Origin of the sequence: Cereibacter changlensis JA139 (assembly GCF_003034985.1) — a bacterium.
Lineage (GTDB): Bacteria > Pseudomonadota > Alphaproteobacteria > Rhodobacterales > Rhodobacteraceae > Cereibacter > Cereibacter changlensis.
In genome coordinates this window covers 24,872-43,134 of record NZ_PZKG01000001.1, presented here as the reverse complement: position 1 = coordinate 43,134, position 18,263 = coordinate 24,872, and the positions used below count along the sequence as shown (strand labels likewise).

At 68.0% G+C, this 18,263-nt stretch carries 17 protein-coding genes; 15 read left to right on the top strand and 2 right to left on the bottom strand.

All coding sequences use genetic code 11. From position 1 onward, the window contains the following. Positions 1–141: 141 nt before the first annotated feature. The 9 genes from C5F48_RS00220 to C5F48_RS00180 all read left to right on the top strand — a co-directional run bounded on the left by C5F48_RS00220 (position 142) and on the right by C5F48_RS00180 (position 10,913). Positions 142–1,578, top strand: a complete 1,437-nt coding sequence (locus tag C5F48_RS00220) for an NAD(P)-dependent oxidoreductase (RefSeq protein ID WP_107661898.1) — start codon at positions 142–144, stop codon at positions 1,576–1,578. A gap of 127 nt (positions 1,579–1,705) precedes the next feature. Further along, positions 1,706–2,428 (top strand): hypothetical protein, encoded by a 723-nt coding sequence (locus C5F48_RS00215; RefSeq protein ID WP_107661897.1) that lies wholly within the window; start codon positions 1,706–1,708, stop codon positions 2,426–2,428. Next, the gene (locus tag C5F48_RS00210; protein ID WP_107661896.1) at positions 2,418–2,855 is read left to right on the top strand and encodes a GFA family protein; all 438 of its coding nucleotides are present in this window, start codon (positions 2,418–2,420) and stop codon (positions 2,853–2,855) included. The genes C5F48_RS00215 and C5F48_RS00210 overlap by 11 nt, the downstream gene beginning before the upstream one ends. A 3-nt stretch (positions 2,856–2,858) precedes the next feature. Then, a complete protein-coding gene (gltB, locus tag C5F48_RS00205; protein ID WP_107661895.1) occupies positions 2,859–7,397 on the top strand; it encodes a glutamate synthase large subunit in 4,539 nt (1,512 codons plus the stop codon). Between the two features lie 118 nt (positions 7,398–7,515). Next, positions 7,516–8,244: a monofunctional biosynthetic peptidoglycan transglycosylase gene (gene mtgA, locus C5F48_RS00200; protein ID WP_107661894.1), complete on the top strand. Its 729-nt coding sequence runs from the start codon at positions 7,516–7,518 to the stop codon at positions 8,242–8,244. A 98-nt stretch (positions 8,245–8,342) separates the two neighbouring features. Then, positions 8,343–9,008 (top strand): FtsZ-binding protein FzlA, encoded by a 666-nt coding sequence (gene fzlA / locus C5F48_RS00195; protein WP_107661893.1) that lies wholly within the window; start codon positions 8,343–8,345, stop codon positions 9,006–9,008. A gap of 133 nt (positions 9,009–9,141) precedes the next feature. Next, the gene (gene queG, locus C5F48_RS00190) at positions 9,142–10,155 is read left to right on the top strand and encodes a tRNA epoxyqueuosine(34) reductase QueG (protein WP_373454318.1); all 1,014 of its coding nucleotides are present in this window, start codon (positions 9,142–9,144) and stop codon (positions 10,153–10,155) included. 34 nt (positions 10,156–10,189) lie between these two features. After that, positions 10,190–10,624: a DUF1294 domain-containing protein gene (locus tag C5F48_RS00185; RefSeq protein WP_245941243.1), complete on the top strand. Its 435-nt coding sequence runs from the start codon at positions 10,190–10,192 to the stop codon at positions 10,622–10,624. A 118-nt stretch (positions 10,625–10,742) separates the two neighbouring features. After that, positions 10,743–10,913: a hypothetical protein gene (locus C5F48_RS00180; protein WP_107661890.1), complete on the top strand. Its 171-nt coding sequence runs from the start codon at positions 10,743–10,745 to the stop codon at positions 10,911–10,913. Positions 10,914–10,964: 51 nt separating this feature from the next. Here C5F48_RS00180 and C5F48_RS00175 read toward each other — a convergent pair whose 3' ends face one another. Beyond that, positions 10,965–11,831, bottom strand: a complete 867-nt coding sequence (locus C5F48_RS00175; protein ID WP_107661889.1) for a branched-chain amino acid aminotransferase — start codon at positions 11,829–11,831, stop codon at positions 10,965–10,967. Positions 11,832–11,990: 159 nt separating this feature from the next. On the opposite strand from C5F48_RS00175, the gene C5F48_RS00170 reads away from it, so the two are divergent. The 6 genes from C5F48_RS00170 (at position 11,991) to dxs (ending at position 17,247) form a co-directional block, all read left to right on the top strand. Beyond that, positions 11,991–12,500 (top strand): MarR family winged helix-turn-helix transcriptional regulator, encoded by a 510-nt coding sequence (locus C5F48_RS00170; RefSeq protein ID WP_107661888.1) that lies wholly within the window; start codon positions 11,991–11,993, stop codon positions 12,498–12,500. Further along, positions 12,497–13,195 (top strand): response regulator, encoded by a 699-nt coding sequence (locus C5F48_RS00165; RefSeq protein WP_107661887.1) that lies wholly within the window; start codon positions 12,497–12,499, stop codon positions 13,193–13,195. Before C5F48_RS00170 ends, C5F48_RS00165 begins: the two co-directional genes overlap by 4 nt. 84 nt (positions 13,196–13,279) lie before the next feature. Continuing rightward, a complete protein-coding gene (locus tag C5F48_RS00160) occupies positions 13,280–14,206 on the top strand; it encodes a histone deacetylase family protein (RefSeq protein ID WP_107661886.1) in 927 nt (308 codons plus the stop codon). Next, the gene (locus C5F48_RS00155) at positions 14,203–14,442 is read left to right on the top strand and encodes an exodeoxyribonuclease VII small subunit (RefSeq protein WP_107661885.1); all 240 of its coding nucleotides are present in this window, start codon (positions 14,203–14,205) and stop codon (positions 14,440–14,442) included. Before C5F48_RS00160 ends, C5F48_RS00155 begins: the two co-directional genes overlap by 4 nt. Further along, positions 14,439–15,308 (top strand): polyprenyl synthetase family protein, encoded by an 870-nt coding sequence (locus C5F48_RS00150; RefSeq protein ID WP_107661884.1) that lies wholly within the window; start codon positions 14,439–14,441, stop codon positions 15,306–15,308. Before C5F48_RS00155 ends, C5F48_RS00150 begins: the two co-directional genes overlap by 4 nt. A gap of 25 nt (positions 15,309–15,333) precedes the next feature. Further along, positions 15,334–17,247, top strand: coding sequence for a 1-deoxy-D-xylulose-5-phosphate synthase (gene dxs, locus C5F48_RS00145; protein WP_107661883.1), 1,914 nt, complete (start codon positions 15,334–15,336; stop codon positions 17,245–17,247). A gap of 103 nt (positions 17,248–17,350) precedes the next feature. On the opposite strand, the gene C5F48_RS00140 is transcribed toward dxs, so the two are convergent. Further along, positions 17,351–18,187, bottom strand: coding sequence for an SDR family oxidoreductase (locus C5F48_RS00140; RefSeq protein WP_107661882.1), 837 nt, complete (start codon positions 18,185–18,187; stop codon positions 17,351–17,353). Between the last annotated feature and the right edge of the window lie 76 nt (positions 18,188–18,263).

Sequence of the window (18,263 nt, the reverse complement as noted above, 5' to 3'; positions counted from 1 at the left end):
TGACCCAATAACCCGGTTTTCGGTCAGCAAAGTTGACGCATCATCGAATAAACCGCCATATAGATCAGCAAGGCTGACTTTTATTGCCGATTTCCGTGAAGTACTAAGGCGCACCCGCACAGTACCCCGGAGGGATGCAGCATGGCAAAGCAACGGATGCTCCAGTTCGTCACGACCGACAAGGAGATGCCCGAGAAACGTCCCGCACCTTTGCGGGCTCAGGATTTCCACGAGATCTACCGCGAGTTCGCCGATGCCAAGGCCGCCGAGCAGGCCGGCCGCTGCAGCCAGTGCGGCGTGCCCTTCTGCCAGAGCCATTGCCCGCTGCACAACAACATCCCCGACTGGCTGCGCCTGACCGCCGAGGGGCGGTTGCAGGAGGCCTACGAGATCAGCCAGGCCACCAACACCTTCCCCGAGATCTGCGGCCGCATCTGCCCGCAGGACCGGCTCTGCGAAGGCAATTGCGTGATCGAGCAGTCGGGCCACGGGACTGTGACCATCGGCGCGATCGAGAAATACATCACCGACACGGCCTGGGAAAACGGCTGGGTGCAGCCGATCCGTCCGCATGCGGAACGCGGCGAGTCGGTGGGCATCATCGGCGCAGGCCCCGGCGGGCTTTCGGCGGCGGACATGCTGCGGCGCAAGGGCATCCAGGTGACGGTCTATGACCGCTACGACCGCGCGGGCGGGCTGATGACCTACGGCATCCCCAGCTTCAAGCTGGAGAAGGACGTGGTGATGCAGCGCGTCGAGCAGCTGGAGCAGGCGGGCGTGCAATTCGTGATGAACTGCAATGTCGGCGTGGATCTGAGCTTTGACGCGATCCGCGGCCAGCACGATGCGGTGCTGATCGCCACCGGCGTCTACAAGCAGCGCGATCTGGCGGCGCCGGGCGTGGGGGCGAAGGGCGTGGTGACCGCGCTCGACTACCTCACCGCCTCGAACCGCAAGAGCTTCGGCGACGAGGTCGAAGCCTATGAGAACGGCGATCTGAACGCGGCGGGCAAGCGCGTCGTGGTGATCGGCGGCGGCGATACCGCGATGGACTGCGTGCGCACGGCGATCCGTCAGGGCGCCGTCAGCGTGAAATGCCTCTACCGCCGCGACCGGGCGAACATGCCGGGCTCGCAGCGCGAGGTCGCCAATGCCGAGGAAGAGGGCGTCGAATTCGTCTGGCTCTCGGCGCCGCGCGGCTTCACCGGCGGCGAGTCGGTGGAAGGCGTGATCGTGCAGAAGATGCGTCTGGGCGAGCCGGATGCGACGGGTCGGCAGATGCCGGAGATCATCGAGGGCGCCGATTACGTCGAGCCCGCCGATATCGCCATCATGGCGCTGGGCTTCGAGCCCGAGGCGCTGCCGACGCTCTGGGGCGTGCCGGATCTGGGCGTCACCCGCTGGGGCACGGTGAAGGCCGATTTCCGCAGCCACGCGACCAACCTGCCGGGCGTCTATGCGGCGGGCGACATCGTGCGCGGCGCGAGCCTCGTCGTCTGGGCGATCCGCGACGGGCGGGAGGCCGCCGAGGCGATCCTCGACTATCTGGCGCAACCGGCTGCGGTGGCGGCAGAGTAGCGCAGAAGGCGGATATGATTTGCGTCTGCATCCCGTGCACAGATGATGCACGGGATCACGCAACGGAGCAGCGCCGGTCCGGAAACCGGGACAGGGGCGCTGACCTGAACAGGCCGGGAGCAAGGCGATGGGGCTGACACGGATCATGGCGGCGGGAGGGCTGATGCTGGCCCTCGCCCAGCCCGCAGCGGCGCAGGGCTTCACCCCGCCCGAGGGCTGCACCGGCTTCATGACGGTGCAGTCGCGCGGCTGCCGTGTCTCCAACCATTACCGCTGCGAGAAGGACGCGCCGGGCGACCAGTGGCGCGCCGATTTCGACCAGCAGGGGGTGTTCTTCCTGAGCCGGATCGATTCCGAGGCGCAATGGGTGGAAAGCTACGAGATGTTCCCCACCGTCGCGCAGGTGATGGACCCGAACCCGCAGGACCCGGCCTCGTTCACCGAGCTGTTGGGTGGAACCGACACCTATGCCTTCGGCCTGAGCAAGGACAATGGCGAGCGCAGCGAGGTCAGCGGCTTTGACCGGCTGACCGGCAGGACGGTGGTGATCGACGGCATCCCGCTGGAGGAGACCGCCTTCGAATTCACCGAGACCAGCATCGGCGGCAGCGTGCTGCGCCGGGCGCGCGGCCGGGAATACATCCACCGCGACTGGCGGCTGTTCTTCTCCGGCCCGACCGAGTGGGACGCGGGCGACGGCAGCTTCGTGCCGGTCGACGGCAGCCCGGTCCAGTTCATCTTCCCCGGCGAGCCGGGATTTGCGGCAACCCAGCCGATCTTCGACTGCGACGCGATCCTGTCGCAGTCGCCCGTCTTCGACCTTTTGCAGAGGGTACGCCATGACCAATGAACGCCAAGGACATTGCCTGTGCAACGGCGTGCGGATCACCGTCACCGATCCGTCGCATGAACTGGGCGCCTGCCACTGCGACATGTGCCGCCGATGGACCGGCGTCGCCTTCGTCGGCTTCGGCGTCGCCGAGCGGAAGCTGAAGATCGAGGGCAGCGAGAACGTGACCGCCTTCCGGTCCTCCGACTGGGCGGAGCGCTGCTTCTGCAAGGTCTGCGGATCGACGCTCTGGTATCACCTGACGATCCCCGGTCAGGAGCTGACGCATTACGTGGCCGCGGGCCTGCTCGACGATCTGTCGGGCATGACGCTGGAGCACGAGCTTTTCATCGACAAGAAACCCGACGCCTTCGCCTTCGCCGGCGATCGCAAGAGAACAACCGAGGCCGATTTCCTTGCCTCCCTGTCTGCCAGCCCCGAGGAGTGAGCCATGACGATCTATGATGAAGCCTGGGTGAAGGCGGAAGAAGCCAAGCGGGCGTGGCTGGACGAGAACGGGCTCTACAAATCCGACGACGAACATGCCTCCTGCGGGGTCGGCCTTGTGGTCGCGATCTCCGGCAAGCCGTCTCGCAAGGTGGTGGAAAGCGGGATCTCGGCGCTGAAGGCGGTCTGGCACCGCGGCGCCGTCGATGCCGACGGCAAGACCGGCGACGGCGCGGGCATCCATGTGCAGATCCCGGTGCGGTTCTTCTACGACCAGGTGCGCCGGACGGGGCACGAGCCCGACATGTCGAAGCTGATCGCCGTCGGTCAGGTCTTCCTGCCGCGCACCGATTTCGGCGCGCAGGAACGCTGCCGGACCATCGTCGAGACCGAAGTGCTGCGGATGGGCCACTACATCTACGGCTGGCGCCACGTGCCGGTGGACACGCTGGTGCTGGGCGAGAAGGCCAATGCGACCCGGCCCGAGATCGAGCAGATCCTGATCCGCAACGAGAAGGACATCGACGAGGAGCAGTTCGAGCGCGAGCTCTACATCATCCGGCGCCGGATCGAGAAGGCGGCGCTGGCGGCGCAGATCGCCGGGCTCTATCTCTGCTCGCTCTCCTGCCGGTCGATCATCTACAAGGGCATGATGCTGGCCGAGCAGGTCGCGGTGTTCTACCCCGACCTGATGGACGAACGCTTCGAGAGCGCCTTCGCGATCTATCACCAGCGCTATTCGACCAACACCTTCCCGCAGTGGTGGCTGGCGCAGCCCTTCCGCATGCTGGCGCACAACGGCGAGATCAACACGCTGAAGGGCAACGTCAACTGGATGAAATCGCACGAGATCCGGATGGCCTCTTCGGCCTTCGGGGACGCGGCGGAGGACATCAAGCCGATCATCCCGCAGGGGACGTCGGATTCGGGCGCGCTGGACGCGGTGTTCGAGGTGATGGTGCGCTCGGGCCGGTCGGCGCCGATGACCAAGACCATGATGATCCCCGAGGCCTGGTCGAAGACCACGACCGACATGCCGAAGGCCTGGGCGGACATGTATGCCTATTGCAACGCGGTGATGGAGCCGTGGGACGGGCCGGCGGCGCTGGCGATGACCGATGGCCGCTGGGTCTGCGGCGGGCTCGACCGCAACGGTCTGCGGCCGATGCGCTATGTGGTGACCGGCGATGGCATGCTGATCGCCGGGTCCGAAGCCGGGATGGTGCCGGTGGACGAGATGAGCGTGCGCGAGAAGGGCGCGCTCGGGCCGGGGCAGATCATCGCCGTCGACATGGCGCAGGGCAAGCTCTACCACGACACCGAGATCAAGGACCGGCTGGCGGGCTCGCAGCCCTTCGGCGCCTGGATCGAGAAGGTGGTGGACCTGAACGCGCTGCTGCGCGACGTCCCGGAAGCGGCGATGTTCGAGCCGGCGGAGCTGCGCAAGCGGCAGATCGCGGCGGGCTACACCGTCGAGGAGATCGAGCAGGTGCTGGCCCCGATGGCGGAGGACGGCAAGGAGATGATCGCCTCGATGGGCGATGACACGCCGCCCGCGGTGCTGTCGTCGGTCTATCGTCCGCTGAGCCATTTCTTCCGGCAGAACTTCAGCCAGGTCACCAACCCGCCGATCGACAGCCTGCGCGAAAGCCGGGTGATGAGCCTGAAGACGCGGTTCGGCAACCTCAAGAACGTGCTGGAGGACAATTCCAGCCAGACCGAGATCCTGATCCTCGAGAGCCCCTTCGTGGCCAATGCCGAATTCGACGTGATGCTGTCGCAGTTCGGGGCCAATGTCGCAACCATCGACTGCACCTTCCCGGCCAGCCGGGCGCATGACGCGCTGCGGCTGGGGCTGGAGCGCATCCGCGCCGAGGCCGAGGATGCGGTGCGCTCGGGCGCGTCGCATATCGTGCTGACCGATCAGGGGCAGGGGCCGGATGCGGTGCCGATGCCGATGATCCTCGCCACCTCGGCGGTGCATAGCTGGCTGACGCGCAAGGGTCTGCGGACCTTCTGCTCGGTCAACGTGCGCTCGGCTGAGTGCATCGACCCGCATTACTTCGCGGTGCTGATCGGCTGCGGCGCCACCACGGTGAACGCCTATCTGGCGCAGGACACCATCGCCGACCGGATCGCACGCGGTCTGGTCGAGGGGTCGCTGACCGATGCGATGCGGCGCTTCCGCGACGCGATCAACGCGGGACTGCTGAAAATCATGGCGAAGATGGGGATCTCGGTGATCTCCTCCTATCGCGGCGGTCTGAACTTCGAGGCGGTCGGTCTGAGCCGCGCCATGGTGGCCGAGTATTTCCCGGGGATGCACAGCCGCATCTCGGGGATCGGCGTCTCGGGCATCCAGCACAAGCTGGAGGAGGTCCATGCGAAAGGCTGGCTCGGCGGGGCCGATGTGATGCCGATCGGCGGCTTCTACAAGGCGCGGCGCTCGGGCGAGAAGCACGCTTGGGAAGCGCAGACGATGCACATGCTGCAATCGGCATGCGACCGCGCCTCCTACGACCTGTGGAAGCAGTATTCCGCGGCGATGCGGGCCAACCCGCCGATCCATATCCGCGACCTGCTGGACATCAAGGTGCTGGGCAAGCCGGTGCCGATCGAGGAGGTGGAATCGATCACCTCGATCCGCAAGCGCTTCGTCACGCCGGGCATGAGCCTCGGCGCGCTGGGGCCGGAGGCGCACAAGACGCTGAACATCGCGATGAACCGGATCGGCGCGAAGTCCGACTCGGGCGAGGGCGGCGAAGATCCGGCGCATTTCCTGCCGGAGCCGAACGGCGACAACCCGAGCGCCAAGATCAAGCAGGTGGCTTCCGGGCGCTTCGGCGTGACGGCGGAATATCTGAACGCCTGCGAGGAGCTGGAGATCAAGGTCGCGCAGGGCGCCAAGCCCGGCGAGGGCGGACAGCTGCCCGGCATGAAGGTGACCGAGCTGATCGCGCGGCTGCGGCATTCGACCAAGGGCGTGACGCTGATCTCGCCGCCGCCGCACCATGACATCTACTCGATCGAAGACCTCGCGCAGCTGATCTACGACCTCAAGCAGATCAACCCGCGCGCCAAGGTGACGGTGAAGCTGGTCTCGGCCAGCGGCGTCGGCACCATCGCGGCGGGCGTGGCCAAGGCCAAGGCCGACATCATCCTGATCTCGGGCCACAACGGCGGCACCGGGGCCTCTCCGGGCACCTCGATCAAATATGCGGGCCTGCCGTGGGAGATGGGTCTGACCGAGGCGCATCAGGTGCTGGCGATGAACAACCTGCGCGAGCGGGTGACGCTGCGCACCGACGGCGGGCTGCGCACCGGGCGCGACATCGTCATGGCGGCGATGATGGGGGCCGAGGAATACGGCATCGGCACCGCGGCGCTGATCGCCATGGGCTGCATCATGGTGCGCCAGTGCCAGTCGAACACCTGCCCGGTGGGCGTCTGCACCCAGGACCCGGCGCTGCGCGCCAAGTTCACCGGCTCGGCGGACAAGGTGGTGAACCTCATCACCTTCTACGCCCAGGAGGTGCGCGAGATCCTCGCCTCGATCGGGGCGCGGTCGCTGGACGAGATCATCGGCCGGGCCGATCTGCTGACGCAGGTCAGCCGCGGGGCGGCGCATCTCGACGATCTGGACCTCAACCCGCTGCTCATCACCGTGGATGGGGCAAACCGGATCACCTACGACCGCTCGAAGCCGCGCAACCACGTGCCCGACACGCTGGATGCCGAGATCGTCAAGGACGGCGCGCGCTTCTTCGAGGATGGCGAGAAGATGCAGCTGAGCTATGCCGTGCGCAACACGCACCGCACCATCGGCACGCGGGCCTCGTCGCATATCGTGCGCAAATACGGCATGCGCAACAACCTGCAGCATGACCACCTGACGGTGAAGCTGTCGGGCTCCTGCGGACAGTCGCTGGGCGCCTTCGCCACCAAGGGGCTGAAGATCGAGGTCTCGGGCGATGCCAACGACTATGTCGGCAAGGGGCTGTCGGGCGGGCTGATCGTGGTCCGGCCGCAGATGGAAAGCCCGCTGGTCGCGGCGGAGAACACCATCATCGGCAACACCGTGCTTTACGGTGCGACCGACGGCTTCCTCTTTGCCGCCGGGCGGGCGGGCGAGCGGTTTGCGGTGCGCAACTCCGGCGCCACGGTGGTGGTGGAGGGCTGCGGCACCAACGGCTGCGAATACATGACCGGCGGGGTCGCGGTGATCCTCGGCAGCATCGGCGCCAACTTCGGCGCCGGGATGACCGGGGGCATGGCCTATCTCTACGACCCGGAAGGCGTCGCCGAGGATTTCATGAACCTCGAGACGCTGGTGACCTGCGCCGTCAGCCACCCGCATTGGGAGGCGCAGCTGAAGGGGCTGATCGAGCGCCACGCGCGCGAGACCGGCAGCCGCCATGCGCAGCGCATCCTCGCGGACTGGGCGGTGGAGCGGCAGAACTTCCTGCAGGCCTGCCCGAAGGAGATGCTGGTGCACCTGCCGCATCCCCTGAGCGACGAGCCGCAGGCGGTTCCGGCGGAGTGATCGCGAAGGCCCCGGGGGAAACCCCGGGGTCTTCGGCTTTGGGGGTCTTCGGCTTTCGGGCCCGACGCGGCCTCGCAGCGCTTGACCCCGGCGCGGGCTTCGTGGTCTTGCTTCGCCGATGACACGCAAGCCTTCCTCGCGCAAATCCGCCAGCAAGCCCGCGCCCGCCCCGCGTCTGCGGCCCGGGCGGCTGATCCGGCGCTGGGCGCTGCGCGGGGTGATCGGCTTTGGCGCGCTGATCCTGTTCTTCGTGCTGCTCTTCGCCGTGGTGAACCCGCCCACCACCTTCACCATGCTGGCCGAAGGCCGTCGTCTGGGCGGGGTGGAGCAGGAATGGGCCGACTGGGAGGAGATCGCCCCGGTGATGGCGCGCTCCATCGTCGCGGCGGAGGATGCCAACTACTGCCTGCACTGGGGCTTCGACATGCGGGCGATCCGCGCGGCGATGGAGGCGGGCGGCAATCGCGGCGCTTCGACGCTGAGCCAGCAGGTCGTGAAGAACGTCTTCCTCTGGCAGGGCCGCAGCTGGCCGCGCAAGGCGCTGGAGGCGATCATCACCCCGGTGGTGGAGACGGTCTGGACGAAGCGCCGCATCCTCGAGGTCTACATGAACGTGGCGGAATTCGACGAGGGCGTGTTCGGGGTGAAGGCGGCGGCGCAGAATGCCTTCGATACCACGCCCGACCGGCTGACGGCGGTGCAGGCCGCCCGGCTGGCGGCGGTGCTGCCCGATCCGAAGGAGCGCGACGCGGCCAATCCGGGCAGCTTCACCCGGCGGCGCGCGGCCTCGATCATGGATGGCGCCAACACCATCCGCGCCGATGGCCGGGCCGGCTGTTTCGAGTAGCGCAGGCCGAATGCCGCCCTGTTAACCACTGCGGGATTGAATTCCGCCGCCTCCCGCGGCAATGAGGGGCATCCCTACCTTGAAAGCACCGCATTGCGATGAACCGACTTTATCACGTCCCCCTCTCGCCCTTCTGCCGCAAGGTCCGGCTGACACTGGCGGAAAAACGCATCGAGGTGGAGCTGGTCGAGGAACGGTACTGGGAGCCCTCGCCCGACTTCCTGAGGCGCAACCCGGCGGGCAAGGTGCCGGTGCTCAGGATGGAGAGCAAGGTTCTGTCGGAGAGCCAGGCGATCTGCGAATATATCGAGGACACCGTGCCGCAGCCGCAGCTGATGCCGCGCGATCCCGACGGCCGTTTCGAGGTGCGCAGGCTCTGCGCCTGGTTCGACGACAAGTTCCACGAGGAGGTGACCTCGAAACTGCTCTACGAACGGGTGAACAAGAAGCTGATGGCGCAAGGCTATCCGGACTCGAAGAACGTGAAGTTCGGCTCGCAGCGGATCAAGTACCACCTCGATTACATGGCCTGGCTGCTCGATCAGCGGCGGTGGCTGGCGGGCGACGTGATGACGCTGGCCGATTTCACCGCCGCCGCTCACCTGTCCTGCCTCGACTACATCTCGGACGTGGACTGGAACCGGCATGCGGTGGTGAAGGACTGGTATGCCAAGATCAAGTCGCGCCCCTCGTTCCGGCCGCTGCTGGTCGATCAGGTGCCGGGCTTCCCGCCGCCGGCGCATTACGCCGATCTGGATTTTTGAGCGGAAAGCGCCGGGCGGCCTGCCTCCCAGCCCGGCCACGGGCCGGGCGTTATTCGTTGAAACCCTCCACGGGAGGGTTTCTAAACACTCATAACCCCCCGGGGATATTTAGGCCAAGATGAAAGGACTGCCCGTGAAGGAGCGTCTCATCGCGCGGGCGTTGGAGGAGGGGTTCTCCAAGGTCGGGATCTGCGCGCCTGACGCCGCGCCGGAGACGGCGGGGCGGCTCAGGGCCTTTCTCGAGGCCGGGCGGCATGGGCAGATGGGCTGGATGGCCGAGCGCGAACATTGGCGCGGCGATGCGGCGGCGCTCTGGCCCGAGGCGCGGTCGGTCATCATGCTGGCCGAGGTCTATACCCCCGAGGCCGATCCGCGCGCCGTGCTGGCCGAGCGCGACCGGGCGGCGGTGAGCGTCTATGCCCAGGGCAAGGATTACCACGATCTGGTGAAGAAGCGGCTGAAGCGGCTCGGGCGCTGGCTGGTGGCCGAGACCGGGGCCGAGATAAAGGTCTTCGTCGATACCGCGCCGGTGATGGAGAAGCCGCTGGCGCAGGCGGCGGGGCTCGGCTGGCAGGGCAAGCACACCAATCTCCTGAGCCGCGATCTGGGCAACTGGTTCTTTCTCGGCGCGATCTTCACCACGCTGGATCTGCCGAAGGACGCGGCCGAGCCCGAGCATTGCGGCTCCTGCACCGCCTGTCTCGAGGCCTGCCCGACGCGGGCCTTCCCGGCGCCGTTCCAGCTCGACGCGCGGCGCTGCATCTCCTACCTGACCATCGAGCATCACGGGCCGGTGGAGCCGGAGTTGCGGGCGCTGATGGGCAACCGGATCTATGGCTGCGACGACTGTCTTGCCGCCTGCCCGTGGAACAAGTTCGCCGTGGCGGCGCGCGAGATCGGCTATGCCGCACGGGTCGGGGCGCCGCCTCTGGCCGAGCTGGCGGAGCTGGACGATGCGGGTTTCCGCGCCCGTTTCGCGGGGTCGCCGATCAAGCGGATCGGGCGCGACCGTTTCCTGCGCAACGTGCTCTATGCCATCGGCAATTCCGGCGATCCGGCGCTGCTGCCCGCGGCGCGGGCGCGTCTGGGCGACGCCGATCCGGTGGTGGCCGAGGCGGCGGAATGGGCGGTGGCGCGGCTGTCCTGAAATCCGCCACATTGGCGCGGCATCGGGGCGGCGCATGCGGCGGGTGAGGGTGAGGATGGGCTGGGAAGGGATCGGGCTGACGGCGGCCTATCTTGGGGTGATGAACATCGCGACCTATGCGGCCTTCGCGCTGGACAAGCGCCGCTCGGTCGCGGGGGCGTGGCGGCTGCGCGAGGTGTCGCTGCTCAGGCTGGCGCTGTTCGGCGGCTGGCCGGGGGCGAAGCTGGCGCAGTGGCGGCTCAGGCACAAGACGCGCAAGCAACCTTTCGCGCGGATCCTGAACCTGATCGGCGCGCTGCAGCTGGTGCTGGCTCTGGCGCTTGCCGCCACGGCGGCCGGCTGGACCGGGGCGGCGATGCGCTGGCTCGGCGGCGAGGGCTGGGCGGGGATCGGCCTCACGCTGTTCGAGCCGGGGCCGGAGCCCGAGCCGGAGCGGGTGATGCCGCGGCGATTTGGCCCGGGGTCGTGACCGGCGGGGCCCTGCCGCCCGGTTTGGTCGTGGGCCCGAATCGTGCTAGGGTGCCCCTCCCGCAAGGGCCGGACGCCGGGCCTTCGGGGAATTGTCGTGCAGCCAGAGGAGGACCGACATGAGCCGTCACCTTGCAGACAAGCGCAGCCCGTCGGAAGGCGGGCGGGTGAAGATGTTCCTGAAGATCGCGCGCAGCCCGCGGGCGATCTGGCACCGGGACGCAGCGCGCCCCGCGGGCAACCGCCGCCTGATGGAGTTCCTGCGGATCGAGCGCGGCCGCACCGCCTGAACCGCAAGCGCCGATGAGGAAGAGCGCGCCCGAGGGCGCGCTCTCTGTCCGTCAGGCGCGGACCAGCTTTTCGTAATCGGTGGCGATGGATTTCGTCAGCTCGCCCACCTCGAAGCTGTAGTCGCCGATCTGGCCGACCGGCGTCACCTCGGCGGCGGTGCCGGTGAGGAAGCACTGCTCGTAGCCTTCCAGATCGCCGGCTTCGATCCGCTTCTCGACCACGGTGATGCCCTTGTCCTTCAGCATCTGGATGACGGTCTGCCGGGTGATGCCGTTGAGGATCGCGTCGGGGATCGGGGTGTGGACCTCGTTGCCCTTGACGAAGAAGATGTTTGCGCCGGTCGCCTCGGCGACATAGCCGCGGTAGTCGAACATCATCGCGTCCGAGCAGCCCTTCGCCTCGGCGGCATGTTTCGACATGGTGCAGATCATGTAGAGACCGGCGGCCTTGGCGGCATGCGGGATGGTTTCCGGCGAGGGTCGCTTCCATTTCGAGATGTCGAGCTTGGCGCCCTTGAACTTGGCGTCGCCGTAGTAGTTGCCCCAAGCCCAGCAGGCCACCGCCATGCGGATCGGGTTGCGCTGCGAGGCCACGCCCATGTCTTCGCCCGCGCCGCGCCAGGCCAGCGCGCGGACGTAGCAGTCGGTCAGGTTGTTGGCCTTGATGGTGGCTTCCTTGGCCGCCTCGATCTCGGCCACCGAATAGGGCAGCGGCATGTCGAGCAACTCGCCCGACTTGCGCAGGCGCTCGGAATGCTCGACCGACTTGAAGATCTTGCCGTTGTAGCAGCGCTCGCCCTCGAAGACCGAGGAGGCATAATGCAGCGCATGGGTCAGGACGTGCACCTTGGCGGAGCGCCAATCCACCAGCTCGCCATCCATCCAGATGAAACCGTCGCGATCGTCATAACCTGCCATCGTAACCTCCTTCGCCCGCGGGCATTTTCCGTTTGTTGCGCTGAAAAGGTCCGGTGCGGACATAAAGTTGCGCAAAACGCGGGGATTCGCTAACAGTTGAGTCTTGGAAAGTCAACAAGGCTGACATAAAATCCCATTGTAACGAGGGAGAGCGGATCGATGGCCGAGGGTGGAGCAGGGCCGGGGGGCGGCGAGTCGCTGCTGTTCCTGACCGACGAGCAGTTGCGCAAGGGAATCGAGGCGATGTTCTTCGCCTATCGCGGCTTCACCGCCGATCCCGACCGGATTCTCGACGAGATGGACTATGGCCGGGCGCATCACCGGGCGATCCACTTCATCCACCGCTCGCCCGGGACCACGGTGAACAACCTGCTGTCGATCCTCGGCGTGACCAAACAGTCGCTGAACCGGGTGCTCCGGACGCTGATAGAGGACGGGCTGGTGGAGAGCCGGGTGGGCCGGGTCGACAAGCGCGAGCGGCACCTGTTCCTGACGGCGAAAGGCTCGGAACTGGAGCGGGTGCTGTCGGATGCCCAGCGGGCGCGGCTGCGCGCCGCCTACCGGGTGGCGGGGCCCGCGGCGGTGCAGGGCTTCCGTCAGGTTCTCGAAGCGATGATGGACCCGGACCTGCGGAGACAGTATCAGACGCTGAAGGAGAGCAGCGCATGACCGAACCGCAGGCCCATCTTCTGGTCGTCGACGACGACGAGCGCATCCGGGGATTGTTGCAGAAATTCCTCGTGCGCAACGGCTTCCTCGTCTCGACCGCCCGCGACGCGGCGCAGGCGCGGCGGCTCCTGGCCGGGCTCGAGTTCGACATGATCGTGCTCGACGTGATGATGCCCGGCGAGGATGGCATCACCCTGACCCGCGCGCTGCGCGAGGAGATCGCCACGCCGATCCTCCTGCTGACCGCGCGCGGCGAGACGGCGAACCGGATCGAGGGGCTGGAGGCGGGGGCCGACGACTATCTGGCCAAGCCCTTCGAACCCAAGGAGCTGCTGCTCAGGATCAACGCCATCCTGCGCCGCGTGCCGGTGCTGAAGGCCGATGCCGGGCCGAAGGTGCTGCATCTGGGCTCGGTGCGCTACGATCTGGAGCGGGGCGAGCTGTGGCGCGGCGCCGATCCGGTGCGGCTGACCGCGACCGAGGCGGCGCTGATGCGGATCTTCGCCGCCCAGCCGGGCGAGGCGGTGAGCCGCGAGAAGCTGGTGGGCGATCTCGGCCGCGACGACGGGCAGAGCCAGGAACGCGCGGTGGACGTGCAGATCACCCGGCTGCGGCGCAAGATCGAGGTGGACCCCAAGCAGCCGCGCTATCTGCAGACGGTGCGGGGGTCGGGCTACATGCTGGCGCCGGACTAGCGGAACGCGCCGGGGGCTTCGCGCCCCTGGACCCCCGCGGGATATTTAAGGACAGAAAATGTCTACTGAGCGGGAGGGTGACGCATGACGACGGCCTGTTTTTTCCATGAGGCATCCTCGGGTCACGTGACGCCGCCGGGTCATCCGGAGCGGGTGGAGCGGATGCGGGCGGTGGCGGAGGGGCTTGCCGGGCTCGACCTCGACCGGCGCGAGGCGCCGCTGGCCGAGGAGGCCGAGGTGCTGCGCTGTCATCCGGCCTCCTATCTCGCGCGGATCAAGGCGGGTCTGCCGGAGGAGGGCTGGTCGCAGCTCGACGGCGACACCTTCCTGTCGCCCGGCTCGCTGGAGGCGGCGCTGCGCGCGGTCGGCGGCACCTGTGCGGCGGTGGATCTGGTGCTGTCGGGCGGGGCGGGCAATGCCTTCGTCGGCTGCCGCCCGCCGGGGCATCATGCCGAGCAGGATGTGGCGATGGGCTTCTGCCTCTTCGGCTCTGTCTCGATCGCGGCGAAGCGGGCACTGGAGGAGCACGGGCTTTCCCGCGTCGCCATCGTCGATTTCGACGTGCATCACGGCAATGGCACGCAGGCGCTGATGTGGGACGAGCCGCGCGTGCTGTTCGCCTCGAGCCACCAGATGCCGCTCTATCCCGGCACCGGGGCGGCGGAGGAGCGCGGCGCGCATGGCCAGATCGTCAATGTGCCGCTCCGTGCAGGCAGCGCGGGGGCGGTGATGCGGGCGGCCTACGAGGACGTGATCCTGCCGCGGATCGATGCCTTCCGGCCCGAGTTGATCCTGATCTCCGCCGGGTTCGACGCCCATGCCGACGATCCGCTGGCCGGGCTGAACTGGACGGCGCAGGATTTCGCCTGGCTCACCGGGCGGATCTGCGATCTGGCTGCGGCGCATTGTGGCGGGCGGGTGGTCTCGACACTCGAGGGGGGATATGATCTGCCTGCCCTTGCTGCGAGTGTCGCGGCCCATGTGGGCGTCTTGAAGGAGCGGAGCGCATGACGGAAAAGCCGGTGGCAAGCATGACATTCGAAGAGGCGATGGCCGCGCTGGAGCAGGTTGTCGGCGCTCTGGAAAAGGGCGATGTGCCGCTGGACCAGTCGATCGCGCTCTACGAACGCGGCGCGGCGCTGAAGGCGCATTGCGCCGGCAAGCTGAAGGATGCCGAGGAGAAGGTGGAGATGATCCGCGCCGCCGAGGGCCGTGCGGTCGGAACGGTGGCTGCGGAGGGATTGTGAGCTTTCCCGTTGCTTTGAACGATGCGGCCCTTGCCGTGCAGGCCCGGCTCGATGCGGCGCTGGCGGGCCATGACGATCTGCCGGTGGTCGCGGCGATGCGCTATGCGCTGCAGGGCGGCAAGCGGCTGCGCGGCTTTCTGGTGCTGGAATCGGCGCGGCTGCATGGCGTCGCCCCCGCGGCGGCGGTGAGTGCGGCGGCGGCGATCGAGGCGCTGCATGCCTACAGCCTCGTGCATGACGACCTGCCCTGCATGGATGACGACGACCTGCGCCGCGGCCTGCCGACGGTGCATGTGAAATGGGACGAGGCGACGGCGGTGCTGGCGGGCGATGCGCTGCAGACGCTGGCCTTCGAGCTTCTGGCCGATCCGGCGCTGGGCCCGGCCGAGGTGCGGATCGCGCTGGTGGCCTCGCTGGCGAAGGCCTCGGGCGCCGAGGGCATGGTGCTGGGGCAGGCGCTGGACATCGCCGCCGAAAGCGCCGCCGTGCCGCTGACCCTGCCCGAGATCACCCGGCTGCAGGCGGGCAAGACCGGCGCGCTGATCCGCTGGTCGGCGGAGGCGGGCGCCGTGCTCGGCCAGGCCGATGCCGGGCCGCTGGGGCGTTATGCCACGGCCCTCGGTCTCGCCTTCCAGATCGCCGACGACATCCTCGATGTCGAGGGCGATGCGGCCAAGGCGGGCAAGCGTTTGCAGAAGGATGCCGAGGCGGGCAAGGCGACCTTCGTCTCGCTCCTGGGTCTCGAGGGGGCGAAAGACCGCGCAAAAGCCCTGGTGACCGAGGCGGAAGCCGCTCTGGCCCCCTATGGTGCGGCAGCGGGAACCTTGATCGAGGCTGCGCGCTTCGTTATTGCGCGCGAAAGCTGAGCAGCCACCCCGAGGAGGGGAGCCAATGACCGACAGACCCAAGACGCCGACGCTGGACCGGGTGAACCTGCCCGTGGACCTGAAGGCCTTGAGCGACCGCGAGCTGCGGCATGTCGCCGACGAGCTGCGGGCCGAGACCATCTCGGCCGTATCGGTGACGGGCGGGCATCTGGGCGCGGGTCTGGGCGTGGTGGAGCTGACGGTGGCGCTGCATGCCGTCTTCGACACGCCGCGTGACAAGATCATCTGGGACGTCGGGCACCAGTGCTACCCGCACAAGATCCTGACCGGGCGGCGCGACCGCATCCGCACGCTGCGGACCGAGGGCGGGCTGGCGGGCTTCACCAAGCGGTCGGAGAGCCCCTATGACCCGTTCGGCGCGGGCCACAGCTCCACCTCGATCTCGGCGGCGCTGGGCTTTGCCGCGGCGCGCGACCTGACCGGCGAGGGCGGCGACGCCATCGCGGTGATCGGCGACGGGTCGATGAGCGCGGGCATGGCCTTCGAGGCGATGAACAACGCGGGCCATCTGAAGAAGCGGCTTATCGTCATCCTGAACGACAACGAGATGAGCATCGCGCCGCCGGTGGGGGCGTTGTCGTCCTATCTGAGCCGCCTCTATGCCGGCGCGCCGTTCCAAGATTTCAAGGCGGCGGCCAAGGGGGCGCTCGGCTTCCTGCCCGAGCCGTTCCAGGAGGGCGCGCGGCGGGCGAAGGAGATGCTCAAGAGCATCACCGTCGGCGGCACGCTGTTCGAGGAGCTGGGCTTCTCCTATGTCGGGCCGATCGACGGGCATGATCTGGAGCAGCTGCTGGCGATCCTGCGCACGGTGAAGGCGCGGGCGACGGGGCCGGTGCTGATCCATGCGATCACCAAGAAGGGCAAGGGCTACGCCCCGGCGGAAGAGGCGCGCGACCGGGGGCATGCCACGTCGAAGTTCAACGTGCTGACCGGCGAGCAGACCAAGGCGCCGTCGAATGCGCCGAGCTATACCAAGGTCTTCGCCCAGAGCCTCGTGAAGGAGGCCGAGCGCGACGAGCGGATCGTGGCGGTGACGGCGGCGATGCCGGACGGGACCGGGCTGAACCTGTTCGCGGAGCGGTTCCCGAACCGCTGCTTCGACGTGGGCATCGCGGAACAGCATGCGGTGACCTTCAGCGCCGGGATGGCGGCGGGGGGCTTGCGGCCGTTCTGCGCGCTTTATTCCACCTTCCTGCAGCGCGGCTACGACCAGATCGTGCATGACGTGGCGATCCAGCGGCTGCCGGTGCGCTTCGCCATCGACCGGGCCGGGCTGGTGGGGGCGGATGGGGCGACCCATGCGGGGGCCTTCGACGTGGCTTTCCTCGCCAACCTGCCGGGGTTCGTGGTGATGGCCGCCGCCGATGAGGCGGAGCTGGTGCATATGGTGGCCACGGCCGTCGCGCATGACGAGGGGCCGATCGCCTTCCGGTTCCCGCGCGGCGATGGCGTGGGGGTGGAGATGCCGGCGAAGGGCGTCCCGCTGGAGATCGGCAAGGGGCGGATCGTGCGGGAGGGCAGCCGGGTGGCTATCCTGTCGTTCGGGACGCGGCTGTCGGAGGTGATGATGGCGGCGGAGGCCCTGACGGCGCGGGGGATCGCGCCGACGGTGGCGGATGCCCGCTTTGCCAAGCCGCTGGACCGGGAGCTGATCCTGCGGCTGGCGCGGGATCATGAGGCACTGATCACCATCGAGGAAGGCGCGATCGGCGGGTTCGGCAGCCATGTGGCGCAGCTTCTGGCCGAGGAGGGTGTCTTCGATGGCGGGATCAAGTTCCGCTCGATGGTGCTGCCCGACACGTTCATCGATCAGGCGAGCCCGGAGAAGATGTATCAGGTCGCCGGGATGAGCGCCGCCGAGATCGAGGCGAAGGTCTTGCAGACGCTGGGCGTGGCGCTGGTGGGAAAGCGGGCCTGAGGGCCCGTTTTCACGCGTGAAAATCGACGCAACGCTTTGATTTCATTGTATAGCGCAGGATTTGTTCAGCCCTTGTTAACCTCGGGGCTGACAAGGGGCGGTGTCAGGTTTCTTCGGCGAGAAGGCTTTGCAGGCCCGAACGGTAGTCGGGATGGATCAGCCGGATGCCCAGATCGCGCTTGATCCGGTCGTTCCGCACGCGCTTCGATTCCGCGTAGAAGCTGCGCGCCATCGGCGACATCTCGGCTTCGTCATAGGGCACCGCGGGGGGCTCCGGCAGGCCGAGCAGATGCGCGGCATGCGACAGCACATCCTCGGGCGGGGCCGGGTCGTCATCGCAGACATTGTAGATCGCGCCGGGATCGGGGCGCAGCATCGAGGCCTCGAGCACCTGTGCGATGTCGTCGACATGGGTGCGGCTGAAGACCTGACCGGGCTTCAGGATGCGGCGGGCGGTGCCGTCGCGCACCTTCTCGAACGGGCCGCGGCCGGGGCCGTAGATGCCGGCGAGGCGGAAGATGTGCACCGGCAGGCCGGTTGCCAGCCACTCGGCCTCGGCGGCGACGCGGGCCTGTCCGCGGGCGGTGGAGGGGGTGAGCGGGGTCGATTCGTCGACCCAGCTGCCCTGATGGTCGCCATAGACGCCGGTGGTGGAGAGATAGCCGACCCAAAGCGGGGCGCCGGTGGCGATCCCGGGGGCGGCGGCGAGGAAGGGATCGGTCGGATCCGGGGCGGCGGAGACGAGGATGTGGCTGGCCCCGGCCAGGGCGGCGGAGAGGTCGCCGGGCCAGAGCAGCGGCTCCACCCCTTCGGCCTGAAGCGCGCGGGCCTTGGCGGCGCTGCGGGTGGTGCCGATGATGCGCCAGCCCTGCGGGATCAGGCGGCGGGCGAGGGCGCGGGCGGAGTAGCCGTGGCCGAGGGAGAGGAGTGTCTGGGTCATGGCGCAGTATTTCCCCGCGCCGCCGGCGCCGCAAGGGGGCGCGCGCCGACAACATGCCGCGACGACTTTAAGCTGC

Bases quoted from the DNA above. Each gene is read 5' to 3' on its own strand.
- C5F48_RS00220 (WP_107661898.1), top strand. From the start codon at position 142: ATGGCAAAGCAACGGATGCTCCAGTTCGTCACGACCGACAAGGAGATG.
- C5F48_RS00215 (WP_107661897.1), top strand. From the start codon at position 1,706: ATGGGGCTGACACGGATCATGGCGGCGGGAGGGCTGATGCTGGCCCTC.
- C5F48_RS00210 (WP_107661896.1), top strand. From the start codon at position 2,418: ATGACCAATGAACGCCAAGGACATTGCCTGTGCAACGGCGTGCGGATC.
- gltB (WP_107661895.1), top strand. From the start codon at position 2,859: ATGACGATCTATGATGAAGCCTGGGTGAAGGCGGAAGAAGCCAAGCGG.
- mtgA (WP_107661894.1), top strand. From the start codon at position 7,516: ATGACACGCAAGCCTTCCTCGCGCAAATCCGCCAGCAAGCCCGCGCCC.
- fzlA (WP_107661893.1), top strand. From the start codon at position 8,343: ATGAACCGACTTTATCACGTCCCCCTCTCGCCCTTCTGCCGCAAGGTC.
- C5F48_RS00185 (WP_245941243.1), top strand. From the start codon at position 10,190: ATGCGGCGGGTGAGGGTGAGGATGGGCTGGGAAGGGATCGGGCTGACG.
- C5F48_RS00180 (WP_107661890.1), top strand. From the start codon at position 10,743: ATGAGCCGTCACCTTGCAGACAAGCGCAGCCCGTCGGAAGGCGGGCGG.
- C5F48_RS00175 (WP_107661889.1), bottom strand. From the start codon at position 11,831: ATGGCAGGTTATGACGATCGCGACGGTTTCATCTGGATGGATGGCGAG.
- C5F48_RS00170 (WP_107661888.1), top strand. From the start codon at position 11,991: ATGGCCGAGGGTGGAGCAGGGCCGGGGGGCGGCGAGTCGCTGCTGTTC.
- C5F48_RS00165 (WP_107661887.1), top strand. From the start codon at position 12,497: ATGACCGAACCGCAGGCCCATCTTCTGGTCGTCGACGACGACGAGCGC.
- C5F48_RS00160 (WP_107661886.1), top strand. From the start codon at position 13,280: ATGACGACGGCCTGTTTTTTCCATGAGGCATCCTCGGGTCACGTGACG.
- C5F48_RS00155 (WP_107661885.1), top strand. From the start codon at position 14,203: ATGACGGAAAAGCCGGTGGCAAGCATGACATTCGAAGAGGCGATGGCC.
- dxs (WP_107661883.1), top strand. From the start codon at position 15,334: ATGACCGACAGACCCAAGACGCCGACGCTGGACCGGGTGAACCTGCCC.
- C5F48_RS00140 (WP_107661882.1), bottom strand. From the start codon at position 18,187: ATGACCCAGACACTCCTCTCCCTCGGCCACGGCTACTCCGCCCGCGCC.